General features: G+C 44.6%; 19 protein-coding genes. 18 read left to right on the forward strand and 1 reads right to left on the reverse strand.

The features are described 5' to 3' along the window. Positions 1–2: 2 nt before the first annotated feature. The 10 genes from ACSQ2E_RS08810 (at position 3) to ACSQ2E_RS08855 (ending at position 11,498) form a co-directional block, all read left to right on the forward strand. Positions 3–893, forward strand: a complete 891-nt coding sequence (locus ACSQ2E_RS08810) for a polyprenyl synthetase family protein (protein WP_435990188.1) — start codon at positions 3–5, stop codon at positions 891–893. A gap of 703 nt (positions 894–1,596) precedes the next feature. Then, positions 1,597–2,229 (forward strand): hypothetical protein, encoded by a 633-nt coding sequence (locus tag ACSQ2E_RS08815; RefSeq protein ID WP_435990189.1) that lies wholly within the window; start codon positions 1,597–1,599, stop codon positions 2,227–2,229. A gap of 21 nt (positions 2,230–2,250) precedes the next feature. Next, positions 2,251–4,143, forward strand: coding sequence for a 1-deoxy-D-xylulose-5-phosphate synthase (gene dxs, locus ACSQ2E_RS08820; protein ID WP_435990190.1), 1,893 nt, complete (start codon positions 2,251–2,253; stop codon positions 4,141–4,143). Between the two features lie 2 nt (positions 4,144–4,145). Then, positions 4,146–4,982 (forward strand): TlyA family RNA methyltransferase, encoded by an 837-nt coding sequence (locus ACSQ2E_RS08825; RefSeq protein ID WP_435994471.1) that lies wholly within the window; start codon positions 4,146–4,148, stop codon positions 4,980–4,982. Between the two features lie 366 nt (positions 4,983–5,348). Then, positions 5,349–5,798 carry a transcriptional regulator AhrC/ArgR gene (ahrC, locus tag ACSQ2E_RS08830; protein ID WP_060672439.1) on the forward strand — a complete coding sequence of 150 codons (450 nt, stop codon included), beginning with the start codon at positions 5,349–5,351 and terminating at the stop codon, positions 5,796–5,798. A gap of 109 nt (positions 5,799–5,907) precedes the next feature. Continuing rightward, positions 5,908–7,617, forward strand: a complete 1,710-nt coding sequence (gene recN, locus ACSQ2E_RS08835; RefSeq protein ID WP_435990191.1) for a DNA repair protein RecN — start codon at positions 5,908–5,910, stop codon at positions 7,615–7,617. Positions 7,618–7,743: 126 nt separating this feature from the next. After that, positions 7,744–9,033: a SpoIVB peptidase gene (spoIVB, locus tag ACSQ2E_RS08840; protein WP_435990192.1), complete on the forward strand. Its 1,290-nt coding sequence runs from the start codon at positions 7,744–7,746 to the stop codon at positions 9,031–9,033. Positions 9,034–9,357: 324 nt separating this feature from the next. After that, on the forward strand, positions 9,358–10,137 hold the full coding sequence (gene spo0A, locus ACSQ2E_RS08845; RefSeq protein WP_435990193.1) for a sporulation transcription factor Spo0A: 780 nt from the start codon (positions 9,358–9,360) through the stop codon (positions 10,135–10,137). A gap of 232 nt (positions 10,138–10,369) precedes the next feature. Beyond that, positions 10,370–10,588 carry a hypothetical protein gene (locus tag ACSQ2E_RS08850; RefSeq protein WP_435990194.1) on the forward strand — a complete coding sequence of 73 codons (219 nt, stop codon included), beginning with the start codon at positions 10,370–10,372 and terminating at the stop codon, positions 10,586–10,588. Between the two features lie 175 nt (positions 10,589–10,763). Beyond that, positions 10,764–11,498 carry a glycerophosphodiester phosphodiesterase gene (locus ACSQ2E_RS08855; RefSeq protein ID WP_435990195.1) on the forward strand — a complete coding sequence of 245 codons (735 nt, stop codon included), beginning with the start codon at positions 10,764–10,766 and terminating at the stop codon, positions 11,496–11,498. Positions 11,499–11,511: 13 nt separating this feature from the next. Here the strand turns inward: ACSQ2E_RS08855 and ACSQ2E_RS08860 are convergent, their stop codons facing one another. Then, complete coding sequence (locus ACSQ2E_RS08860) at positions 11,512–11,751, reverse strand: DUF2627 domain-containing protein (RefSeq protein WP_060672228.1); 240 nt, start codon at positions 11,749–11,751, stop codon at positions 11,512–11,514. Between the two features lie 125 nt (positions 11,752–11,876). On the opposite strand from ACSQ2E_RS08860, the gene ACSQ2E_RS08865 reads away from it, so the two are divergent. The 8 genes from ACSQ2E_RS08865 (at position 11,877) to ACSQ2E_RS08900 (ending at position 22,256) form a co-directional block, all read left to right on the forward strand. After that, positions 11,877–13,943, forward strand: a complete 2,067-nt coding sequence (locus tag ACSQ2E_RS08865) for a sigma 54-interacting transcriptional regulator (protein ID WP_435990196.1) — start codon at positions 11,877–11,879, stop codon at positions 13,941–13,943. A gap of 135 nt (positions 13,944–14,078) precedes the next feature. Then, positions 14,079–14,987, forward strand: a complete 909-nt coding sequence (gene yqiS, locus ACSQ2E_RS08870) for a phosphate butyryltransferase (protein WP_435990197.1) — start codon at positions 14,079–14,081, stop codon at positions 14,985–14,987. A 42-nt stretch (positions 14,988–15,029) separates the two neighbouring features. Then, positions 15,030–16,127: a branched-chain amino acid dehydrogenase gene (gene bcd, locus ACSQ2E_RS08875; protein ID WP_034758065.1), complete on the forward strand. Its 1,098-nt coding sequence runs from the start codon at positions 15,030–15,032 to the stop codon at positions 16,125–16,127. Positions 16,128–16,262: 135 nt separating this feature from the next. After that, complete coding sequence (buk, locus tag ACSQ2E_RS08880; protein ID WP_435990198.1) at positions 16,263–17,384, forward strand: butyrate kinase; 1,122 nt, start codon at positions 16,263–16,265, stop codon at positions 17,382–17,384. A 19-nt stretch (positions 17,385–17,403) separates the two neighbouring features. Further along, on the forward strand, positions 17,404–18,828 hold the full coding sequence (gene lpdA, locus ACSQ2E_RS08885) for a dihydrolipoyl dehydrogenase (RefSeq protein ID WP_435990199.1): 1,425 nt from the start codon (positions 17,404–17,406) through the stop codon (positions 18,826–18,828). Between the two features lie 71 nt (positions 18,829–18,899). Continuing rightward, positions 18,900–19,898, forward strand: coding sequence for a thiamine pyrophosphate-dependent dehydrogenase E1 component subunit alpha (locus ACSQ2E_RS08890; protein ID WP_435990200.1), 999 nt, complete (start codon positions 18,900–18,902; stop codon positions 19,896–19,898). A 14-nt stretch (positions 19,899–19,912) separates the two neighbouring features. Further along, positions 19,913–20,896: an alpha-ketoacid dehydrogenase subunit beta gene (locus tag ACSQ2E_RS08895; protein WP_060672234.1), complete on the forward strand. Its 984-nt coding sequence runs from the start codon at positions 19,913–19,915 to the stop codon at positions 20,894–20,896. 46 nt (positions 20,897–20,942) lie between these two features. Continuing rightward, positions 20,943–22,256 (forward strand): dihydrolipoamide acetyltransferase family protein, encoded by a 1,314-nt coding sequence (locus ACSQ2E_RS08900; protein WP_435990201.1) that lies wholly within the window; start codon positions 20,943–20,945, stop codon positions 22,254–22,256. Positions 22,257–22,348 lie beyond the last annotated feature (92 nt).

Genomic DNA, 22,348 nt, shown 5'->3' on the forward strand with positions numbered 1-22,348 from the left:
ACATGTTTCCTCCCATTACATTGAAAGAGTTTCAACAGGAGCATGGGGAACTGATCACCAAACATATGGTTGAGACCGTCGAAGGCCTAAAGATCCCCCTTGTATTAAAGGAGGCCATGATTTATTCCCTGCAGGCAGGTGGGAAAAGAATACGTCCCATCCTCCTGCTGGCAGCGATCAGGACTTTCAAACAAGACACGAGGCTCGGACTTAATACTGCGTCCGCCCTTGAAATGATTCATACATATTCTTTGATCCATGACGACCTTCCTTCCATGGATGATGACGATTTAAGGCGAGGCAAGCCGACCAATCATAAGATGTTTGGGGAGGCAGCGGCGATTCTGGCAGGCGATGGTCTGCTGACATATAGTTTTCAGCTCATTGCAGAAGATAAAGAGTTAACAAATGACCAAAAGGTGAAGCTCATCGCCCTTCTCGCACGGTGTGCCGGTCCGGAGGGCATGGTCGGCGGTCAGGTTGCCGATATCGAAGGGGAGAATAAGCGGTTAACTGTACAGGAACTTGAAAACATTCACGTTCATAAGACAGGTAAGCTACTCATATTCAGCGTATTGGCCGGGGGGATCATTTCAGGGGCGTCAGAGAATGAACTCAGGCTACTTGAACGATTTTCCTACCATATCGGCCTCGCATTCCAAATTCAGGATGATATCCTTGATATTGAAGGATCTGAAGAAATGATTGGTAAACCGGTGGGGAGCGACGAGTCGAAACATAAGAGTACGTATCCAAGCCTTTTGACGATGAAAGGTGCGAAGGAGAAGCTTCAATTTCATCTGGACGAGGCGTTGACGGCCCTTGCTGACTTGCCCGTGGACTCCGGCCTGTTGGCAGAAATTGCCCGATTGATCGTTTCCCGGAATCATTAAAACATTCTATATTTGAGCTAGTGATTTAACATATGTTATAATATGATTAGAATAAATTTTGGGGTGGTGCAGTATTCTAGTCAGTCCACCAATCCTGAAGGTGGGCCTAAAAATCCACTAAAGGGCACATCGATGAAGTTCCTGGAATTGGCTTGAGGCGCCCAGCTTTGGGTCATATCTGGGAGTAAGGCTTGAGGGCGATCCACAATGGCATGTGGGCGTTGACCCGCGAGCCGCGGAGGCTTTGTTTCTTATGCTGGCTTCAAAGCATATGCAATAAGAACAAAGTATGAACCTGCGATGTGATGATTCACTAGCAGCGTAGCCTGCCTTGAGTGAAGAGAGAGGGGATTATGGTTACAGGGTACACATCAGTTGGCCATTGATATGTGCTTTTTCGCCCATATGAAATCCTCTTTGCAAAAGAGGCTAAGGATTGTGTTAAGGACTGTTGAGGAAAACTCCTAGACTGTTCATATTCGGACATATAAAGAGGATTATAGTGCGGACTAAGTGGTAATCCAGTCTAGCTTGTGGTGACGCGGCTAAGTCGGGTTTAATGGGAAACCGCCGGTATGGCAACATCCGGTACCTGATTGGGAAAACCTACTGGACCTAAGCTGCAATTTTTACTCTTTATATGACCCCCCAATTACATATAACCAAACTATTTACACAGTAGAAACGGTGTGTTTAAACGATAATGAATGAAACAGTGAAAAACTCAATAAAATGGAGTGTCAGCATTGCCGTTATCACATTTGTGTTAGCGGCTATTTTTTCAGTTACTTCCAATATGGTTTTAAACGGAGTCGCGTGGTTCACCGGGCTCGTAGTCGTGTTGATCATCGTCTTCATCGGGATCTTTTTTGATATGCTTGGAATCGCTTCAACGGCTGCTGATGAAACCCCTTTTCATGCTATGGCGGCCAAAAAGGTGTACGGAGCGAAATATTCAATCAAAATTGTACGGAACGCAGATCGATTCGCAAGCTTCTGTAACGATGTGATCGGTGATATTTCAGGGATCATAAGCGGGACCGCATCAGCCATTGTCCTGGTCCAATTGGCGGTTTCCTTTCACCTTAAGGGAGGGTCCTTGAAGGAGTATATCATAAGTGTAACCCTGACAAGTATCATCGCTTCCTTGACAGTCGGAGGCAAAGCGCTTGGAAAAACGTTTGCTATCACCTATTCTAAGGATATAATATTTAGAGTTGGTAAAGTTCTACAATTCCTTGAAGATCGATTTCATATCGTACTAATCAAAGATAAAAAAGACAAAAAAGATAAAAATAAGAAAAAAGGTTTTAAACGTGAGAAACAAAATATTTAGTGATGAAAGTGAGTGGACCCCATGGATCTATTATCAATAAAGGAGCCTTCTTTTCTAAAGAGCATGTCGAATGAACAATTAGAAGAGCTCAGCCAAGAGATTCGCCAATTTTTAATCAAGAATCTATCCAAAACCGGCGGTCATATTGGTCCAAACTTAGGGGTGGTCGAATTAACCGTTGCCCTTCATAAGCATTTCTCAAGTCCAAAAGATAAAATCCTTTGGGATGTTGGTCACCAATCGTATGTCCATAAGATATTAACCGGCAGGGCCTGTCAGTTTGATACCCTCCGTCAATATAAGGGGTTATGCGGTTTTCCGAAACGGAATGAAAGTGAGCATGATGTATGGGAAACCGGACATAGTTCCACTTCATTATCGGCAGGCATGGGTATGGCCATCGCGAGGGACGTCAAGAAAGAAGATTCATATATTATCCCGGTGATCGGTGATGGCGCCTTGACTGGTGGAATGGCACTTGAAGCACTTAATCACATCGGTCATGAAAAGAAGGACATGATCGTTGTACTGAATGACAATGAAATGTCCATCGCTCCAAATGTAGGGGCCCTGCACAGTGTACTTGGCCGATTGCGTACGGCCGGGAAATACAACTGGGTGAAGGATGAAATGGAATATATCCTTAAGCGCATCCCCGCTGTTGGCGGCAAATTAGCCAGTACAGCAGAACGGGTAAAGGACAGCTTAAAGTATTTATTCGTTTCCGGGATGTTCTTTGAGGAGCTCGGTTTTACATACCTTGGACCGATTGATGGACATGATTATAATGATCTCGCTGAAAATATTCAATATGCCAAGAAAACCAAAGGCCCCGTCCTATTACACGTGATCACGAAAAAAGGAAAAGGGTTTCATCCCGCAGAGTCGGACAAAGAAGGAACCTGGCACGGTACCGGACCTTACAAAATCGATACCGGGGATCTGATCAAGCCTGTGAATGCACCTCCTTCATGGAGTGGCCTTGTCAGTGAGACGGTTCGAAGGATTGCGCGTGAGGATGAACGGATCGTGGCCATTACTCCTGCTATGCCGGTCGGCTCCAAACTTCTCGGATTTGCGGAGGAATTCCCTGACCGGATGTTCGACGTGGGGATTGCCGAGCAGCATGCCACCACGGTCGCTGCCGGTCTTGCCACTCAGGATATGAAGCCGTTCTTAGCCATATATTCTACCTTCCTGCAACGAGCGTACGATCAGGTGGTTCACGATATTTGCCGCCAAAACTTAAACGTCTTCATCGGGATCGACCGTGCCGGATTGGTCGGAGCAGACGGGGAAACCCATCAAGGTGTATTCGATATTGCCTTTTTAAGACATTTACCGAATATGGTGATCATGATGCCGAAAGACGAAAATGAAGGGCAACACCTTGTCAATACGGCACTTCAATATAATGACGGTCCCATCGCTCTGCGCTATCCCCGCGGAAACGGATATGGAGTACCGATGGACGGGGAACTTACAACGATCCCGATTGGAACGTGGGAAATATTGAAACAGGGAACGGATGCAGCGATCCTGACTTTCGGAACGACGATCCCGATGGCTATGGAAGCGGCAGCAGACCTTGAAAAACAAGGACTTTCGGTTCGGGTTGTAAACGCACGTTTCATCAAACCGATGGATGAGATCATGCTGAAAAGGATCCTGGAAGAAGAGATGCCAGTGCTGACGATCGAAGAAGCGGTTCTTCAAGGCGGTTTCGGAAGCGGTGTTCTTGAATTCGCACAGGAACAGGGCTTCCATGACGCCGTGATCGACCGCATCGGTATTCCTGATTACTTCATCGAGCATGGCAGCGTGAAGGAATTATTGAACGAAATCGGCATGACCAAAGAAAACATTGTGGATCGCATCTTAACGATCACACCAAAAAAACAAAAAAGGGCTTAATGATGAAAGTAAAAAAACAACGAGTAGACGTACTTCTGGTAGAACGAGGATTAATTGATACAAGAGAAAAGGCTAAGCGGGCTGTCATGGCGGGTCTTGTCTATTCCAATGAAATGAGGCTGGACAAGCCGGGGGAAAAAGTAAGTGAGGATATCCCCCTTACGATGAAGGGGAAAGTGATTCCTTATGTGAGCCGTGGCGGTTTGAAGCTTGAGAAAGCCCTCCAGGTCTTCGATGTGGATGTGGACGATAAAGTGATGATCGATATCGGTGCTTCCACTGGCGGGTTTACGGATTGTGCCCTCCAAAATGGCGCAAAGATGTCCTATGCCCTTGATGTAGGATATAACCAATTAGCCTGGAAGCTAAGACAGGATGATCGGGTCGTGGTCATGGAAAGGACGAACTTCCGATACGTGACCCCGGCGGATCTCCAAGGGGAAATGCCAAGCTTTGCTTCCATCGACGTATCCTTCATCTCCCTTTCTTTGATATTGCCTGTCCTGAAAACCTTATTGGTTCCTGGAGGGGATTGTGTCGCTTTAATCAAGCCGCAATTCGAAGCGGGTAAGGACCAGGTCGGGAAAAAAGGAATTGTAAGAGATCCTGCCGTGCACAAAATGGTCATCGAAAAAATCATGACATTGGCGATTAAAGAAGGCTATCATATAGCAGGCCTGTCTTACTCCCCCATTACAGGCGGGGATGGGAATATAGAATTCCTCATTCATCTGAAATGGCCGGGGCACGAGGGTGAAGGGGAGTCCCTTCTTACCACCACACCGGATGACGTGATCGAGGAAGCGCATAGTCAATTTAAAGCTAAAACACAACAGTAAAGACAGGGTCACTCTTCTTAGGAGAGTGGCTTTTTTCATGGAAGAGAATTAATGTATACCGGAAATGTGTTGGAAGCAAAGTCGATACTCCCTCCAAAAGGTAGTAGTCTTATGCTTGTCGCCCCAGAACGAGCCGCCTCCGCTTTTCATTGTCCAGCTCCGGCGGCTAGAGGCTCGAGGTCACAAGCCAAACATCCCAAAAAGGCAAAGAACGCCTTTGTGGGATGTTCGTCTTATGCTTGTCGCCTCTAAGCAAGCCGCCTCCGCTTTTCTTTTTTATTGTACTTCCCAACGAAATAGGCTAACATAAGCGTAGAGGTATATTTATACAGGCTTTAATCCAATGTAAGAGGTGTATGTTCTATGATGAACAAAGGACAAAGACATATTAAAATCAGGGAAATTATTACGAATAGAGATGTGGAAACGCAGGATGAGCTGGTGGAAAGCCTGAAGAATGCAGGATTTAATGTGACGCAGGCAACTGTATCCAGGGATATCAAGGAGCTCCATCTTGTGAAGGTTCCGCTGATGGATGGCAGATACAAATACAGCTTGCCGGCTGATCAGCGCTTTAATCCACTTCAAAAGTTGAAGCGTACACTGACGGATGCGTTCGTGAAAGTGGATCAGGCAGGGCATATGCTGGTGATGAAAACGTTACCTGGAAATGCAAATGCCATCGGGGCTTTAATCGATAATCTAGATTGGGAAGAGATTCTTGGAACCATCTGCGGGGACGATACCTGTTTGATCATTTGCCGGACGGAAGAAGAAACGAAAGTCGTTTCAGAACGATTTTTAGATATGCTGTAACAATTAATTTCATGGGGCTTATTGACGGCCCTTCATACAAAATCCAATAGGAAGCTTTTCTTTTTCGAAATTTTGAGGGGAAAGTTCCTTTTTATTTGAGGTGAATGTTTTGCTACAAGAACTATCAATCAAAAATTTCGCCATTATCGATTCCCTTTCCCTTTCGTTTGAAGAAGGATTGACTGTATTATCAGGTGAAACGGGCGCGGGTAAGTCGATCATCATCGACGCCATTCATTTACTGGTTGGCGGCAGAGGATCCTCTGAGTATGTACGGCATGGGGAGAAGAAGGCTGAAATTGAAGGGTTATTTATTCTTGATAATGAAACACATCCCTGCTTTCAGAAAGCAGCAGACTTCGGAATCGAGGTCGAGGAAGGTATGATCGTCCTCAGAAGGGATATCTCGAGCACGGGGAAAAGTGTTTGCAGAATTAATGGCAAGCTGGTGACGATCGCCATCATGAGGGAAATCGGGGCATCCCTTATTGACATCCACGGGCAGCACGAACATCAGGAACTCATGAATGAAAGCCTTCATCTTTCCTTATTGGATCAATTCGGGGGGAAGGATATTGCCTCCGGATTATCCGGTTATGGACAAGTCTATAAAGAGTATCTATCCATCTATAAGCAGCTGAAAAGATTGAATGAAAATGAACAGGAGATGGCTCACCGTCTGGATCTTATTCAATTTCAGCTGAAAGAGATCCACGATGCGAATCTTCAGCTCAATGAAGATGAAGAGCTGCAGGATGAGAAGCGGAAACTGATGAACTTTGAAAGGCTATTTGAAGCCCTTCAAACCTCTTATGACAGCATACAAGGGGAAAGGAAGGGGATGGACTGGGCAGGACTCGCCATGAGCCATCTTGAAACCGCTGCAGAAGTCGATTCTCAGTATGAGAAGACGCTTGAATCCGTATCGAATGCGTATTATATTCTTGAAGATGCCGCCAATCAAGTCAGGGGAGGACTGGATCAGCTTGAATTCGAGCCGAATCGACTGGACCTGATTGAGGCGAGATTGAATGAAATCAACGGTCTTAAGAGAAAATACGGATCAACGGTAGAAGAGATTCTTGCCTATAGTTCTAAGATCGAAGAAGAAATTGAAACAATTCTGAATAAAGATTCCCATGTTGAACAATTACAAAGTAAATTACAGTCACTTGAAAAAGATTTATCCCTCGAGGCGAAAAATCTTTCCGATACAAGAAAAATGTGGGCGAAGAAATTGACCGCGAGTATCCATGAACAGTTAAAGCAGCTGTATATGGATAAGACGAAATTCGAAGTCCGGTTTGTAAAAAGCGGGGAAAATGAATCCTTTTCCTTTCAAGATTTCAAAAAGGATGGTTGGGATACGGTTGAGTTTTATATCTCCACCAATCCCGGAGAGCCGTTGAAGCCGTTATCGAAGGTGGCTTCAGGTGGGGAACTGTCACGGATCATGCTTGCCCTTAAGACCATTTTTTCAAAGCATCAAGGGATTACCTCGATCATTTTTGATGAAGTTGATACAGGTGTGAGCGGCAGGGTCGCCCAGGCAATCGCTGAAAAAATCTATCAGGTTGCCGTGCATTCACAAGTGATGTGCATCTCTCACTTGCCTCAGGTGGCAGCCATGGCCGATTGTCACTTGTTCATTTCGAAAAAAATGTCAGGAGGCAGGACGAGCACGATGGTGAAACGTCTTCAGGAAAAAGATAAGATCAGGGAAATTTCCCGTATGATTTCGGGTGTGGAAATAACCGATCTGACTTTGGAACATGCAAAGGAATTACTTCAATTGGCAGGTTCCATTAAAGAGACATGAAAAGCTATCCAATTCGGGTAGCTTTTTTTTCATGATTACCAGTTATAAATGTAGTCTTTAAAGGCAAAATTAAAACTGTAGCCGATAGTAAGTGTTTGTGGATTAGAAGCGAGGAGAGTGAATATATTGAGTTTAGATTGGTTAAGAAAATGTATAGGTGGAATTCTCCTTGTTTCGCTTTGTCTTATTGGTTTTTACAAACCGGTTCAACAATTTATCAATACTCCGAACTCTGTAAGGATGATGGAAGGGGATCAAGTTGCTCTCCCTAAAGCTGCATCCGTCACGACCATGGGTTCGTCGCATAATGAACATGTTCAAGTGGAAGAAGGGAAAGGTCAGCTCTCCATCCAGGGAAGTTCTGTAGGTAAGGACGAAGTGGTTTTCGAGCTTGCCGGCCTGCCCATAAAAAAGGTCGATGTAGAAGTACTGAAAGATTTCAAAGTGATTCCCGGTGGACAATCCATTGGAGTCAAATTAAATACTGTTGGGGTGTTGGTGGTTGGGCATCATCTGGTGGAAACAGATGGTGGGAAAATGTCACCCGGCGAAAAAGCCGGTATTCAGGTAGGGGACATGATTACTGAAATTAATGGAACGAAAATTGAAGAACTTGCCGATGTTGCCCCTTTTGTTCAGAAGGCAGGCGAAGAAGCGAAATCTCTTGACGTCGTAATCAAGCGGGATCAAAAGACAGTAAAGACACAATTGCTTCCATTGAAAGAAAAAGGGGACAAAAACTATAAGTTAGGCCTGTATATCCGTGATTCAGCAGCAGGTATCGGTACGATGACATTTTATGATCCAAAGTCCAAGAAATACGGAGCCCTCGGCCATGTGATTTCCGATATGGATACAAAAAAACCGATTGTCGTTGAAAACGGGGAAATCGTGAATTCCGAAGTCACTTCGATTCAAAAAGGGACGGATGGAAAACCAGGAGAGAAACTGGCCCGCTTTTCTTCTGACCGGAACGTCATTGGTAATATTAAGCGGAACAGTCCTTTTGGAATTTTTGGTGAATTAAATCAGTCCATTGAAAATGAACTGATGGATAAGCCAATGCCCATCGCGCTATCTCATCAAGTGAAAGAAGGACCGGCACAAATATTAACTGTAGTGGATGGGAAAGAAGTTGAAATGTACGATATTGAAATCGTCAGTACCATCCCGCAGAAATATCCCGCAACAAAAGGGATGGTCTTGAAAGTGACGGATCCCGAGTTGCTCAAGAAAACAGGTGGAATCGTACAGGGGATGAGCGGGAGTCCGATTATCCAAGATGGGAAGGTAATCGGGGCTGTCACCCATGTGTTTGTCAATGACCCGACGAGCGGATACGGGGTACACATTGAATGGATGCTGAGTGAAGCAGGAATCGATATTTATAAAAAAGATCATAACCGGGCAAGCTAAAAGTGGAAAACCCTTACGAAAGTACCGAAACCGGGTACTTATAAGGGTTCTTTTTTTTGAAGTGCCATGGGGCATCCCGGAATTCTTACTCACATCCGTTTGCCAAAGAGAGCTCATCCTTGATAAAATAAAGATTATTCGACAAAACGAATCAGGAATATCGAATAGGGTCGAAATATAAAGAAATCGTTAGAAAAACAAAGAAAATATAATAATTTTCAAGTTTTTTTCAAAAATAAAAGGAATTTAGGTTGCATTGTCGAAAAAGTAATTTAGAATAAAATTACAGAGATGAATTAATTAGGATTGAGGAGGAAACCTGTAGTGAAATCGATTAAAGTATGTGTTGTGGATGATAACCGTGAGCTGACGTCTTTATTGGAGGACTACATTGCTTCGCAAAATGATATGGAAGTAGTGGGGATTGCCCATAATGGTCAAGATTGTTTAGATTTATTAGATGAAGTTGATCCGGATGTCCTTGTCCTTGATATCATCATGCCTCATTTGGACGGACTGGCAGTGCTTGAACGCCTTCGTGAAAAGAAGGGCATCCCCAATGTCATCATGCTTACGGCCTTCGGACAGGAGGATGTGACGAAGAAAGCTGTCGACCTTGGAGCTTCTTATTTTATTTTAAAACCATTCGATATGGAAAATCTAGTAAGTCATATTAGACAAGTCAGCGGTAAATCAAACTCAATCATCAAAAAACCTTCCTCATCCAGAATGAATACAGAACAAAAACCTAGAAACCTGGATGCAAGTATCACCAGCATCATCCACGAAATCGGCGTGCCGGCACATATTAAAGGATACTTATATTTACGTGAAGCGATCTCTATGGTGTATAACGATATCGAGTTACTCGGGTCCATCACAAAGGTCCTATACCCGGATATTGCCAAGAAATACAATACGACCGCATCACGTGTGGAACGGGCGATCCGTCACGCCATTGAAGTGGCCTGGAGCAGAGGGAATATTGATTCCATTTCTTCTTTATTCGGATACACCGTCAGCATGTCAAAAGCAAAACCGACCAATTCGGAATTCATTGCCATGGTAGCGGACAAACTGCGCCTTGAGCATATGGCTTCTTGAAAGCGTAAGGAATAATACAAGCATCTTTCAAATTTTCACATGACTATCCCTCTGATTATTCGGGTCAGGGGGTTTTTGTTTGCTCATTTTCTTCTGTTTGTCCTTCCAAAGCGTCATCAAACCCTATTACAATCGCCTCTTTTATTCAAAAATGGTGGTTCGCCCTTACAGCCTGTCCCCTGCGTCATAAGATAAAGTGTAGTACAAAAACAAAATAGGGGGAGGTGAGACTATGGGATACTACCGTGATAATAACGATGTAGGAGGATCCTATGACCGTTGCAGAAACAATGATGTAGCAGGTGCTTCCGACAACAACAATGACTTCAGAGTTCCTGTCAGAGCTTATATCAGAGGAGAAGATTTCTGCAGAGCCGTTCGCCGTTGCAGGGATAATGATGTAGCCGGTGAAATGGACAACCGTCGCAGATGCCGTTGCCGCTGGTTCTAATCAAGTGCCACCACAAAACGCGAAAAACCCTGAGTTTCTCAGGGTTTTTTTGAAGATAGGTGTAAAAAGGTTCATCCTTTGAGTAGAAACTAAATAAGTATATAATGGAGTCAGTCAATTAAATTCTATAAGTGAAAGAGTATACATAAATAGAAAAAAAGAAGGAAGTGAACGTATGACGCTGATTTTTGCTCACCGTGGATCTGCAGGTACTCATCCAGAAAATACAATGGAAGCTTTTTATGAAGCGGAAAGAGTGAAGGCTGACGGAATCGAATTGGACGTTCAGCTGACAAAAGACGGAGAAATTATCGTCATACATGATGAGACCGTCGACAGGACGACCAATGGAAAAGGGTTCGTCAAAGATTATACGTTAAAAGAAATTCAAAGGCTCCAGGCGAATTTCAAATTCAAGAGTAAACTATTCAAGAAAAATCGCGTCCCGTCATTGAGGGAGGTCTTTCAGTGGCTAAAGGGAAATGAACTCCTTTGTAACATCGAGTTGAAAAACAGTATCATGGATTATCAAGGTCTGGAAGAAAAGGTGATCGGACTGATCAGGGAATTCGGATTCGAGGACCGGATCATCATCTCTTCTTTTAATCATTATTCGATTGTGGCCTGTTACCGTCTGGAACCTGAGGTGGAAATCGCGCCGCTTTACTCATCACGCATATTCATGCCCTGGATCTATGCCCAGTCATTAAGGGCGAAGGCGATACACCCCAACCTGAAAGCAGTAACGGATGAAATAATTATTGAAGCAATGAGTAATGGAGTTGGCGTCAGGCCTTACACGGTGAATAAAGTGGAGCAAATGGAGAGACTGTTACATGTAGGGTGTACGGCAATTGTCACGGACTATCCTGAAAAGGCATGGAAGCTGAGAGAAAATAAGAAAGGCTAGCGCATACAAAGCGCTAGCCTTTCTTGTTGAATCGGGACTGAACTTTATTTCGTTTTCGATCACGATGCAGGACGAAACCTGCAATGAAACCCAAACCGCAAACAAAAAAAACTAACCCGATAATGAACTGAAGCCAAAGATAAGGGATCGGAGGCTGCAGGATTCCAAAAAGCATATCTCTCATCAACTTAATTCCAAGAGCTGCGAATGCTCCGGGGATCAACATGATAATCAGGGCAATAAGACGGACCATGAGATGCATAACTCCTTTTCGTTTCCATACTAAAATTCTAACTCCAAGCAGAGAATTGTCAAGTTTCGAAAAGTAGTGTAACATTATGGATGTGAAAAATATTGCAGGTCTCGGGGTGAAGAAAGTTGCAAGAGGTTCTAATTGTCGGCGGTGGTAAGGGTGGAACAGCCATCCTGCAGATCCTCCACGAAGTTTCCGTCATGAAAGTGATTGCCGTTGTAGATTTAAATGATAACGCTTCAGGTATTAAGCTCTCAAAGGAACTTGGCATCCCTGTTGGTACAGATTGGAGACGGTTCCTCAGTGACTCCGTAGACATCGTCATCGAGGTGACCGGTGAACAGGAAGTGTTTGAGCAGATAAGGGATCATCGTGGAAAGAATACAGTCTTGATCCCTGGAAGCGTGGCTTTCCTTATTTCGAAGCTCCTTGAAGAAAAAGAAGATTTAATCCATCAATTGACGAGCGAGTCCTTTAAAAGGGATCTTATCTTTAATTCAACGGATGATGGAATGGTCGGGATCGATGATCGAGGCCTCGTCATGCTATTTAATAAAAGCGCTGAGCGTATGATCGGAAAGAGTCAGGAAGATGTGATGGGCCTTCATATTTCTGAAGTGATACCTGAGAGTAAGCTGACCAGAACGATCGAAACAAGACGGACAGAAATCAATCAGGAAGTGATACTCGGGAACGGATTGAAGATCATCTCCAATCGGATTCCAATGATCACAGAACAGGATGAAATCATCGGTGCCTTTTCAGTGTTTAAAGATATTACCGAAGTGGTGAATCTGGCAGAGGAGATAACCAACCTCAAAGAAATTCAGACGATGCTCGAAGCCATCATCCATTCCAGTGACGACGCAATCTCAGTCGTTGACGAAGAGGGTAAGGGGATCATGATTAACCCGGCTTATACCAGGATCACTGGACTTCCCCGGGAAGAAGTGATCGGGAAGCCTGCGACGGCGGATATTTCTGAAGGGGAGAGTATCCATTTGAAAGTGCTGCAAACACGGAGAGCGATCCGTGGGACGAGGATGCGGGTAGGCCCCAACCGTAAAGAAGTCATCGTGAATGTAGCACCCATCATCGTGAACAACAAGCTAAAGGGAAGTGTCGGTGTCATTCATGACATGTCGGAAATACAATCTCTTACCCAGGAATTGGACCGGGCGAGGAGAATCATCCGAACGCTGGAAGCGAAGTATATGTTCGAGGATATCATTGGTGACTCAGAGGAAATGATGATCCCCATCGAGCAAGCCAAACTGGGCGCGAAAACCCCTGCTACCGTTCTTCTTCGCGGAGAATCAGGGACTGGGAAGGAATTATTCGCCCACGCCATACATAATGCGAGTGACCGTAAATTCAATAAATTCCTCAGGGTCAACTGCGCCGCATTATCGGAGAGCCTTTTGGAAAGCGAACTATTCGGGTATGAAGAAGGTGCCTTTTCCGGTGCAAAGCGCGGTGGAAAACGTGGCTTGTTCGAAGAGGCGAATAATGGGAGTATCTTCCTCGATGAAATAGGGGAATTGAGTGCCAATACACAAGCTAAATTATTGAGGGTCCTGCAGGAAAATGAAATCGTAAGGGTTGGAGGGACAAAATCGATCCAAATCAATGTCCGTGTCATTGCTGCGACCAACGTAAACCTTGAAAAGGGAATAGCCGATGGATCTTTCAGGGAAGATCTGTATTATCGCCTCAACCGGATGCCAATTCAAATCCCTCCGTTAAGGCAGCGTAAATCCGATATTCCGCTCATTTCTGAAGCCCTGATTGCAAAGATCAATCAGGACTACGGAAGAAATGTCGAAGGAGTGACGGCTGCAGCCATGAACAAGCTGATGAATTATCATTGGCCGGGGAATGTGCGTGAGCTTGAGAACGTGCTGGGAAGAGCCATCATTTTCATGAACTACAATGAAGTCCAAATCGATGGCAAGCATTTACCTCAATTAGAAAACACAGCTAAACCCTTTGTCAACGTAGCTGAACTTCCGTATCAAGGAGCGGAAGATCTTGCATCCCAAGTGGAAAAGTATGAAAAAAATATAATTCAAAACGTTTTAGAGCAGAATAATGGTAATAAAACGGCTACTGCTAAAGCATTAAATGTATCAGTGAGAAACCTATATTATAAAATTGAAAAATATAACATTGAAATAAATAGCATGAAATAATTTGCAGAGTGAGAAATAGTTTGCAGGGTCTATTTTAACTTTATAAAGCGTTTTCAGGCTTTTAAAGTTGGCACGCTTCTTGCATGTAGTTGTATGGGAACATAATAACAGAAAAAAGGGGTTGAAACGACATACATGAATCTACAATCTTTAGTGGAAAAAGCAACCCGAATTGAAAACTCCACTGTAGCAGTCGCTGCTGCAGAAGATAAAGAAGTCCTTGTGGCTGTTTCCATGGCGGTTGAAAAGAAGATGACTGACTTTTTACTGTTCGGGGATAAAGAAGAAATCATCTCCATATTGGAAGATGTTGCCCCGCAGCTGATATCTCACAGCAGTATAAAAATCAAGCATGCCTTCTCTCCTCAAAAAGCAGCGGAGCTTGCCGTGAAGGCTGTAAAGGAAAATGAGGCAAGTACTCTTATGAAGGGGAACGTCCCTACTGCTGTCATCTTGAAAGCAGTCTTAAATAAAGAATGGGGACTTCGTACTGGTAAGGTTTTGTCACATGTGGCAGCATTTGAGGTCCCCGGGTTTGAAAGGCTGACTTTCATTACGGATGCAGCAATGAATATCTCTCCTGACCTGCAGCAAAAGGCGCAAATCATTGAAAATGCCGTCGGGGTTGCCCGTTCAATCGGTGTGGACATGCCGAAAGTAGCGCCAATTGCCGCTGTGGAAGTGGTGAATCCAGCGATGCCGGCTACAGTCGATGCGGCTTCCCTCACCATGATGAATCAGCGGGGGCAGATTCGAAATTGCACGGTCGATGGCCCACTGGCCCTTGACAATGCCGTTTCCCACCATGCAGCAAAGCATAAAGGGATCGAAAGTGAGGTTGCGGGACAGGCGGATATCCTGCTCGTACCGACGATCGAAACAGGAAATGCCCTGTACAAATCCTTGATCTATTTTGCCAAGGCGAAAGTAGGGGCAGTCATAGCGGGAGCAAAAGCACCAATCGTTTTAACATCCAGAGCAGACAGTGCAGAAAGTAAATTATATTCATTGGCACTGGCTATATGCTCTGCTTCTAATAAATAATCATTTAATGATAAAAATATAAACCTACAGGGGGAAATAATAATGAAAATTTTCAGCTATATGGAACAATATGACTATGAGCAATTGGTATTCTGTCAAGACGAAGCTTCAGGATTAAAAGCAATCATCGCCATTCATGATACGACACTTGGACCTGCCCTTGGTGGAACCCGTATGTGGACGTACGAATCGGAAGAAGCAGCGATTGAAGATGCCCTGCGCCTTGCAAAAGGGATGACATATAAGAATGCAGCGGCCGGTCTGAATCTAGGTGGAGGGAAGACGGTTATCATCGGTGATCCCCGTAAAGATAAGAACGAAGAAATGTTCCGTGCGTTCGGTCGTTATATTCAAGGTTTAAATGGACGCTATATTACTGCTGAAGACGTGGGAACAACAGTTGCCGATATGGACTTGATCCACGAAGAAACGGATTATGTTACAGGGATTTCACCTGCGTTCGGTTCATCCGGTAACCCGTCTCCTGTGACTGCTTATGGAGTATATCGAGGAATCAAAGCGGCAGCGAAAGAAGCGTTCGGTACCGATTCACTGGAAGGGAAGACAATTGCTGTACAAGGGGTCGGGAATGTTGCGTACAATATGTGCCGCCACCTGCACGAAGAAGGGGCGAACCTGATCGTAACGGATATCAACAAAGAAGCTGTTCAACGTGCCGTTGATGAATTTGGTGCGAAAGCAGTGGACATCAATGATATTTATGGTGTGGATTGTGACATCTTTGCTCCATGTGCACTGGGTGCGATCATCAATGATGAAACGATTCCACAGCTAAAGGCGAAAGTTATTGCTGGAGCAGCAAATAACCAATTGAAAGAAACTCGTCATGGTGACGCTATCCATGAAATGGGTATCGTTTATGCACCTGACTACGTTATCAATGCAGGTGGAGTCATCAACGTAGCAGACGAATTATACGGCTATAACAGTGAAAGAGCGATGAAGAAAGTGGAGCAGGTATATAACAATGTAGAGCGAGTGATTGAGATCGCTAAACGTGACAATGTCCCAACATATGTTGCTGCTGACCGTATGGCGGAAGAGCGCATCGAAAAAATGCACCGTTCAAGAAGTCAGTTCCTGCAAAATGGACACCATATTCTTAGCAGACGTGGATAAATAGAAGAAAGAACGCTTTGCTTTGTGAGAAAGTGAAGCGTTTCTTCCCTGTAAAGGGAAACATCGAACAGAGTAAGGGGTTATCTATCATAGGGGGAAATTCTTTCATGCAAACATTACAATACAGCTGCCCAAATGGAGGTAACAACAGTGCAGGAAAATAAACATCGAATACTAGTCATTAATCCTGGCTCGACATCAACCAAAATTGGTGTCTTTGATGATGATCGCTCTATATTCGAAAAGACGATCCGTCATGATTCAGAAAAGATTAATGAATTTGCAACGATTATCGATCAATATGAATTTAGGAAGAACACCATTCTTCAGACATTGGATGAAGAAGGGATCAATATATCAAAGCTGAGTGCCGTATGCGGCCGCGGGGGACTTCTAAGACCGATAGAAGGTGGCACCTATTTAGTGAATGATGACATGCTAAAGGATCTGAAAGAAGGATTCTCTGGTCAGCATGCGTCTAACCTTGGGGGCATCCTGGCATTTGAAATCGCCTCAGGATTAAATATTCCTTCTTATATCGTCGATCCCGTTGTCGTGGACGAGCTGCAGCCCCTTGCCCGGGTTTCTGGATTCTCACTCATTGAAAGAAAGAGTATTTTCCATGCGTTGAATCAGAAAGCGGTCGCAAGAAGTGTGGCGAAACAAATCGGGAAGAAATATGAAGACCTTAATCTGATCATCACTCATATGGGTGGTGGTATCACTGTAGGGGCTCATCGGAATGGAAAAGTCGTGGATGTGAATAATGGTCTCCACGGGGACGGACCATTCAGCCCTGAAAGAGCTGGAACCGTTCCTGCAGGCGATCTGGTTGACCTTTGTTTCTCAGGAGACTATTACCGTGATGAAATCATGAAGAAACTTGTCGGTCAAGGCGGCCTGGTCGGTTATCTTAATACAAATGATGCCGTAAAGGTAGAGAAAATGATAGAAAATGGTGACGAAAAAGCCAAAGCCGTCTATGATGCCATGGCGTATCAAATTGCGAAAGAAATCGGATCGGCAAGTGCGGTTCTGAATGGCAAAGTCGACGCCATTGTGTTAACCGGAGGACTTGCGTACGGCAAGGATTTCGTCAAAGCGATAAGTGAACGAATCAACTGGATAGCGGATGTCGTTATTCAACCAGGAGAAAATGAACTGCAAGCTCTTGCTGAGGGCGCTTTAAGAGTCTTACGGGATGAAGAGGACTATAAAGTATACCCGGGAAATGTAAAAAAAGAAGCAAGAGTATAAGAGCAAGGGGGACTTAAGATTGGCAGAAGAATATGATTTAGTCATTCTCGGTGGGGGTACAGGTGGTTATGTTGCTGCCATCCGTGCTTCTCAACTTGGGTTGAAAACAGCAATCGTTGAAAAAGGAAAGCTTGGAGGGACATGCCTACACAAAGGATGTATTCCGAGTAAAGCTCTTCTTCGCAGCGCTGAAGTATATGCGACAGCGAAACACAGTGAAAATTTTGGCGTGAAGATCAATGGAGTGGAACTTGACTTCCCTAAGGTCCAGGAAAGAAAAGAAGGAATCGTCGAACAACTGCATAAAGGGGTCCAACATCTGATGAAACAGGGTAAGATCGATGTCTTCGAAGGACTCGGCCGTATTCTCGGACCTTCCATTTTCTCACCGATGCCGGGAACCATTTCCGTGGAAATGAACAACGGCGAAGATAACGCGATGCTTATTCCCAAAAATGTGATCGTGGCAACAGGTTCAAGACCACGTTCACTGCCAGGTCTTGATATTGATGGTGAATATGTTTTATCTTCTGATGAAGCGCTTTCACTCGAAGTACTTCCAAAATCGATTATCATCGTTGGCGGCGGCGTCATCGGAATCGAATGGGCTTCCATGCTTTCTGACTTTGATGTCGATGTCACCGTTGTTGAATACGCTGATAAAATCGTACCAACCGAAGATCATGAAATTTCAAAAGAAATGCAGCGCCTCATGAAGAAAAAGGGCGTTAAAATCGTGACTAGTGCAAAAGTGCTTCCTGAATCCTTAAACAAAGGGGACGGAGAAGTGACAATAAACGCGGAGCATAAAGGGGAAGAAAAATCCTTTACAGCAGAGAAAATCCTTGTATCTGTAGGCAGACAAGCAAACGTTGAAGGCATTGGCTTAGAGAACACAGATATTAAGGTGGAAAAGGGCTTTATTGAAGTGAATGATTTCTTCCAAACGAAAGAATCCCATATTTATGCGATAGGGGACGTCATCGGAGGACTTCAATTGGCGCATGTTGCGTCTCATGAAGGAATCACGGCAGTGGAACATATGGCGAATGAGAATCCTCATCCGATTGACTATTCCCTGATTTCAAAATGCATCTACAGTAATCCTGAAATGGCAAGCGTAGGGATCACAGAGCAGGAAGCGAAAGAAAAAGGATACAATCTGAAGATCGGTAAATTCAGCTTCAGAGCGATCGGAAAAGCACTTGTATACGGTGAATCGGATGGTTTTGTGAAGATCATTGCAGACAAAGATTCCGAGGACATCCTTGGCGTGCACATGATTGGTCCACATGTAACCGATATGATTTCAGAAGCGGGACTTGCTAAAGTATTAGATGCAACACCGTGGGAAATCGCCCATACCATCCACCCTCACCCTTCCCTGTCAGAAGCGATCGGGGAAGCCGCTCTAGCTGTAGATGGAAAGGCAATTCACTCTTAATAAGAAAATTCAGGAAAGGTAGAGATCTTCTCTACCTTCCTAACCATTAGATTGTGTAGGAGGTAAATAAAATGGCTGAGAATCGTCATGAAGCATTAGGACTTTCCAATGAGAAAGTATTAGAAATGTATGAAACCATGCTGCTTGCCAGAAAAATCGATGAGCGCATGTGGTTACTGAACCGTTCGGGTAAAATCCCATTTGTCATTTCATGTCAGGGTCAGGAAGCGGCTCAAGTTGGTGCTGCATTTGCCCTGGACCGTGAAAAGGATTATGTGCTGCCGTACTATCGTGACATGGGTGTTGTATTGACATTCGGAATGACGGCCCAGGAATTGATGCTATCAGGTTTTGCGAAAGCAGAAGACCCGAACTCAGGCGGTCGTCAAATGCCTGGTCACTTTGGGCAAAAGAAGAATAATATCGTAACGGGTTCATCTCCTGTGACGACTCAAGTGCCTCATGCCGTTGGTATCGCTCTGGCCGGTAAAATGGAGAAGAAAGATGTTGTGACGTTTGTCACGTTCGGAGAAGGGTCTTCCAACCAGGGAGATTTCCATGAAGGGGCAAACTTTGCAGGTGTACATAAACTTCCTGTTATTTTCATGTGTGAAAACAATAAATATGCGATTTCGGTTCCGATTGAAAAACAATTGGCGTGTGAGAATGTGTCAGACCGCGCCATCGGTTACGGAATGCCTGGAATCACAGTGGATGGAAATGATCCAATCGAAGTATACAAAGCCGTGAAGGAAGCCGCTGATCGTGGACGTCGCGGAGAAGGCCCAACGCTTGTTGAGACGGTGTCTTATCGATTGACTCCCCACTCCTCTGATGATGATGACAGAAGCTACCGCTCACCGGATGAAGTGGCAAAAGCGAAAACGAACGATCCGATCATCACATTTGGTGCTTATCTGAAAGAGACAGGCGTTATGAATGATGACATTGAGAAAGAAATCAATGATCGTATTATGAAGCTTGTAAATGAAGCAACGGATTATGCAGAAAACGCTCCATATGCTGAAGCAGAATCAGCGATGAAGTATGTTTACGCAGAAGAGAAGTAAGGGGGAATTCAATCATGCCAGTAATTTCATACATTGATGCCGTAACCATGGCAATAAGAGAAGAAATGGAACGTGATGAGAAAGTATTCGTTCTTGGTGAAGACGTAGGGAAAAAAGGTGGAGTATTTAAAGCGACTCACGGTTTGTATGATCAATTTGGTGAGGACCGTGTCATTGATACGCCACTTGCTGAATCAGCCATTGCCGGAGTCGGGATCGGAGCGGCCATGTATGGTATGAGACCGATCGCAGAAATGCAGTTCGCTGATTTTATCATGCCTGCCGTAAACCAAATCGTCTCTGAAGCGGCTAAAATTCGTTACCGTTCGAATAACGATTGGAGCTGTCCGATGGTCATCCGAGCTCCTTATGGCGGTGGGGTGCACGGAGCGCTTTATCACTCACAATCCGTCGAAGCCGTCTTTGCCAATCAACCCGGATTGAAAATTGTGATGCCTTCGACTCCGTATGATGTGAAAGGCTTATTGAAAGCGGCCATCCGCGACGAAGATCCGGTACTATTCTTTGAACATAAGCGAGCTTATCGTCTGATCAAAGGAGAAGTGCCTGAGGATGATTATACGCTTCCAATTGGAAAAGCTGATGTGAAGCGTGAAGGGGAAGACATTACAGTCATCACATACGGCTTATGTGTTCACTTTGCCCTTCAAGCGGCTGAAAAACTGGCTCAGGACGGAATTGAGGCACATATCCTGGATTTACGCACGATTTACCCGTTAGATAAAGAGGCAATCATTGAAGCAGCGTCTAAAACAGGTAAAGTACTTCTTGTGACAGAAGACAATAAAGAAGGAAGCATCATGGGTGAAGTTTCTGCGATCATCGCTGAAAATTGCTTGTTCGAGCTTGATGCTCCGGTAAAACGCCTTGCAGGTCCAGACGTTCCTGCTATGCCGTATGCACCGACTATGGAAAAATACTTCATGATCAACCCGGATAAAGTAGAAAAAGCAATGCGTGAACTTGCAGAATTTTAATCACAGTCAACACCAATTAAACCAAAGCAGTAGGGAGGGTTCCTCATTGGGTATTGAAAATATGAAAATGCCTCAGCTAGGGGAAAGTGTTACAGAAGGTACAATTAGTAAATGGTTGGTGTCACCTGGTGATGCCGTTAATAAATACGATCCGATTGCAGAAGTTCAAACAGATAAAGTAAATGCAGAAGTGCCATCTTCATTCTCGGGTACCATTAAAGAATTAATTGCTGATGAAGGGGACACTCTTGAAGTCGGGGAAATCATTTGCTCCATCGAGATTGAAGGTGGAGGCGCAGCCCCTGCTGAAGAAACTCCGAAAGAAGAGCCTAAAGAGGAAGCGAAAGGGTCGGCACCCGCTAAGCCTAAGGCACCTTCAAGAGATAGCGGAAATAAAGCAAGGTATTCTCCAGCCGTATTAAAGCTGTCCCAAGAGCACGATATCGATTTGAATCAAGTGGAAGGCACCGGAAACGGCGGCCGGATCACCCGTAAAGATTTAAAGAAGATCATCGAATCAGGCTCAATCCCGAAAGCTGGAGATGCACCTGCACTTAAGAATGAAGCTCAGGCTCCACAACAAGCGCCGGTAAAAGAATCTGCACCAGAACAACCGGCTAAACAACAAGCATCTGCAGCGACTGTTCCAGTCGTCCCTGGTGATATTGAGATCCCGGTTTCAGGCATCCGCAAAGCGATTGCCTCCAACATGGTACGGAGTAAACATGAAGCGCCTCATGCTTGGACGATGATGGAAGTGGATGTAACCAACCTTGTTGACTACAGGAATTCACTTAAGACAGAATTCAAACAGCGTGAAGGATTCAATCTGACATTCTTCGCATTTTTCGTGAAAGCTGTCGCCCAGGCTCTTAAAGAGTACCCACAAATCAACTCCATGTGGGCTGGAGACAAAATCGTTCAGAAGAAGGACGTCAATCTTTCCATTGCAGTAGCCACAGATGATGCACTTTATGTTCCTGTGATTAAGAATGCTGACGAAAAAACGATCAAAGGAATCGCAAGAGAAATCACCGAGCTTGCAGGAAAAGTCCGCAGCGGTAAATTGACCTCCCAGGATATGCAGGGCGGAACATTTACGGTGAATAATACAGGGTCATTTGGCTCGGTACAATCGATGGGTATCATCAATTATCCACAGGCCGCGATCCTTCAAGTGGAATCGATCGTAAAACGTCCTGTTGTCATGAACAACGGGATGATTGCCGTCCGTGATATGGTGAACCTATGTATGTCACTCGATCACCGAGTACTTGACGGATTGGTATGTGGAAGATTCCTTCAGCGCGTGAAAGAAATCTTAGAAAACACTTCGAAAGAAAATACATCTGTCTATTAATAATGATAAGGACTGACCCTGAGAGGTTGGTCCTTATTTTTTTGTGCAGCTAGATAGAATGACTTATTAAACAAGGTTCGTACTCACTGAAA

Origin of the sequence: Rossellomorea sp. LjRoot5 (genome assembly GCF_964253455.1) — a bacterium.
GTDB lineage: Bacteria > Bacillota > Bacilli > Bacillales > Bacillaceae_B > Rossellomorea.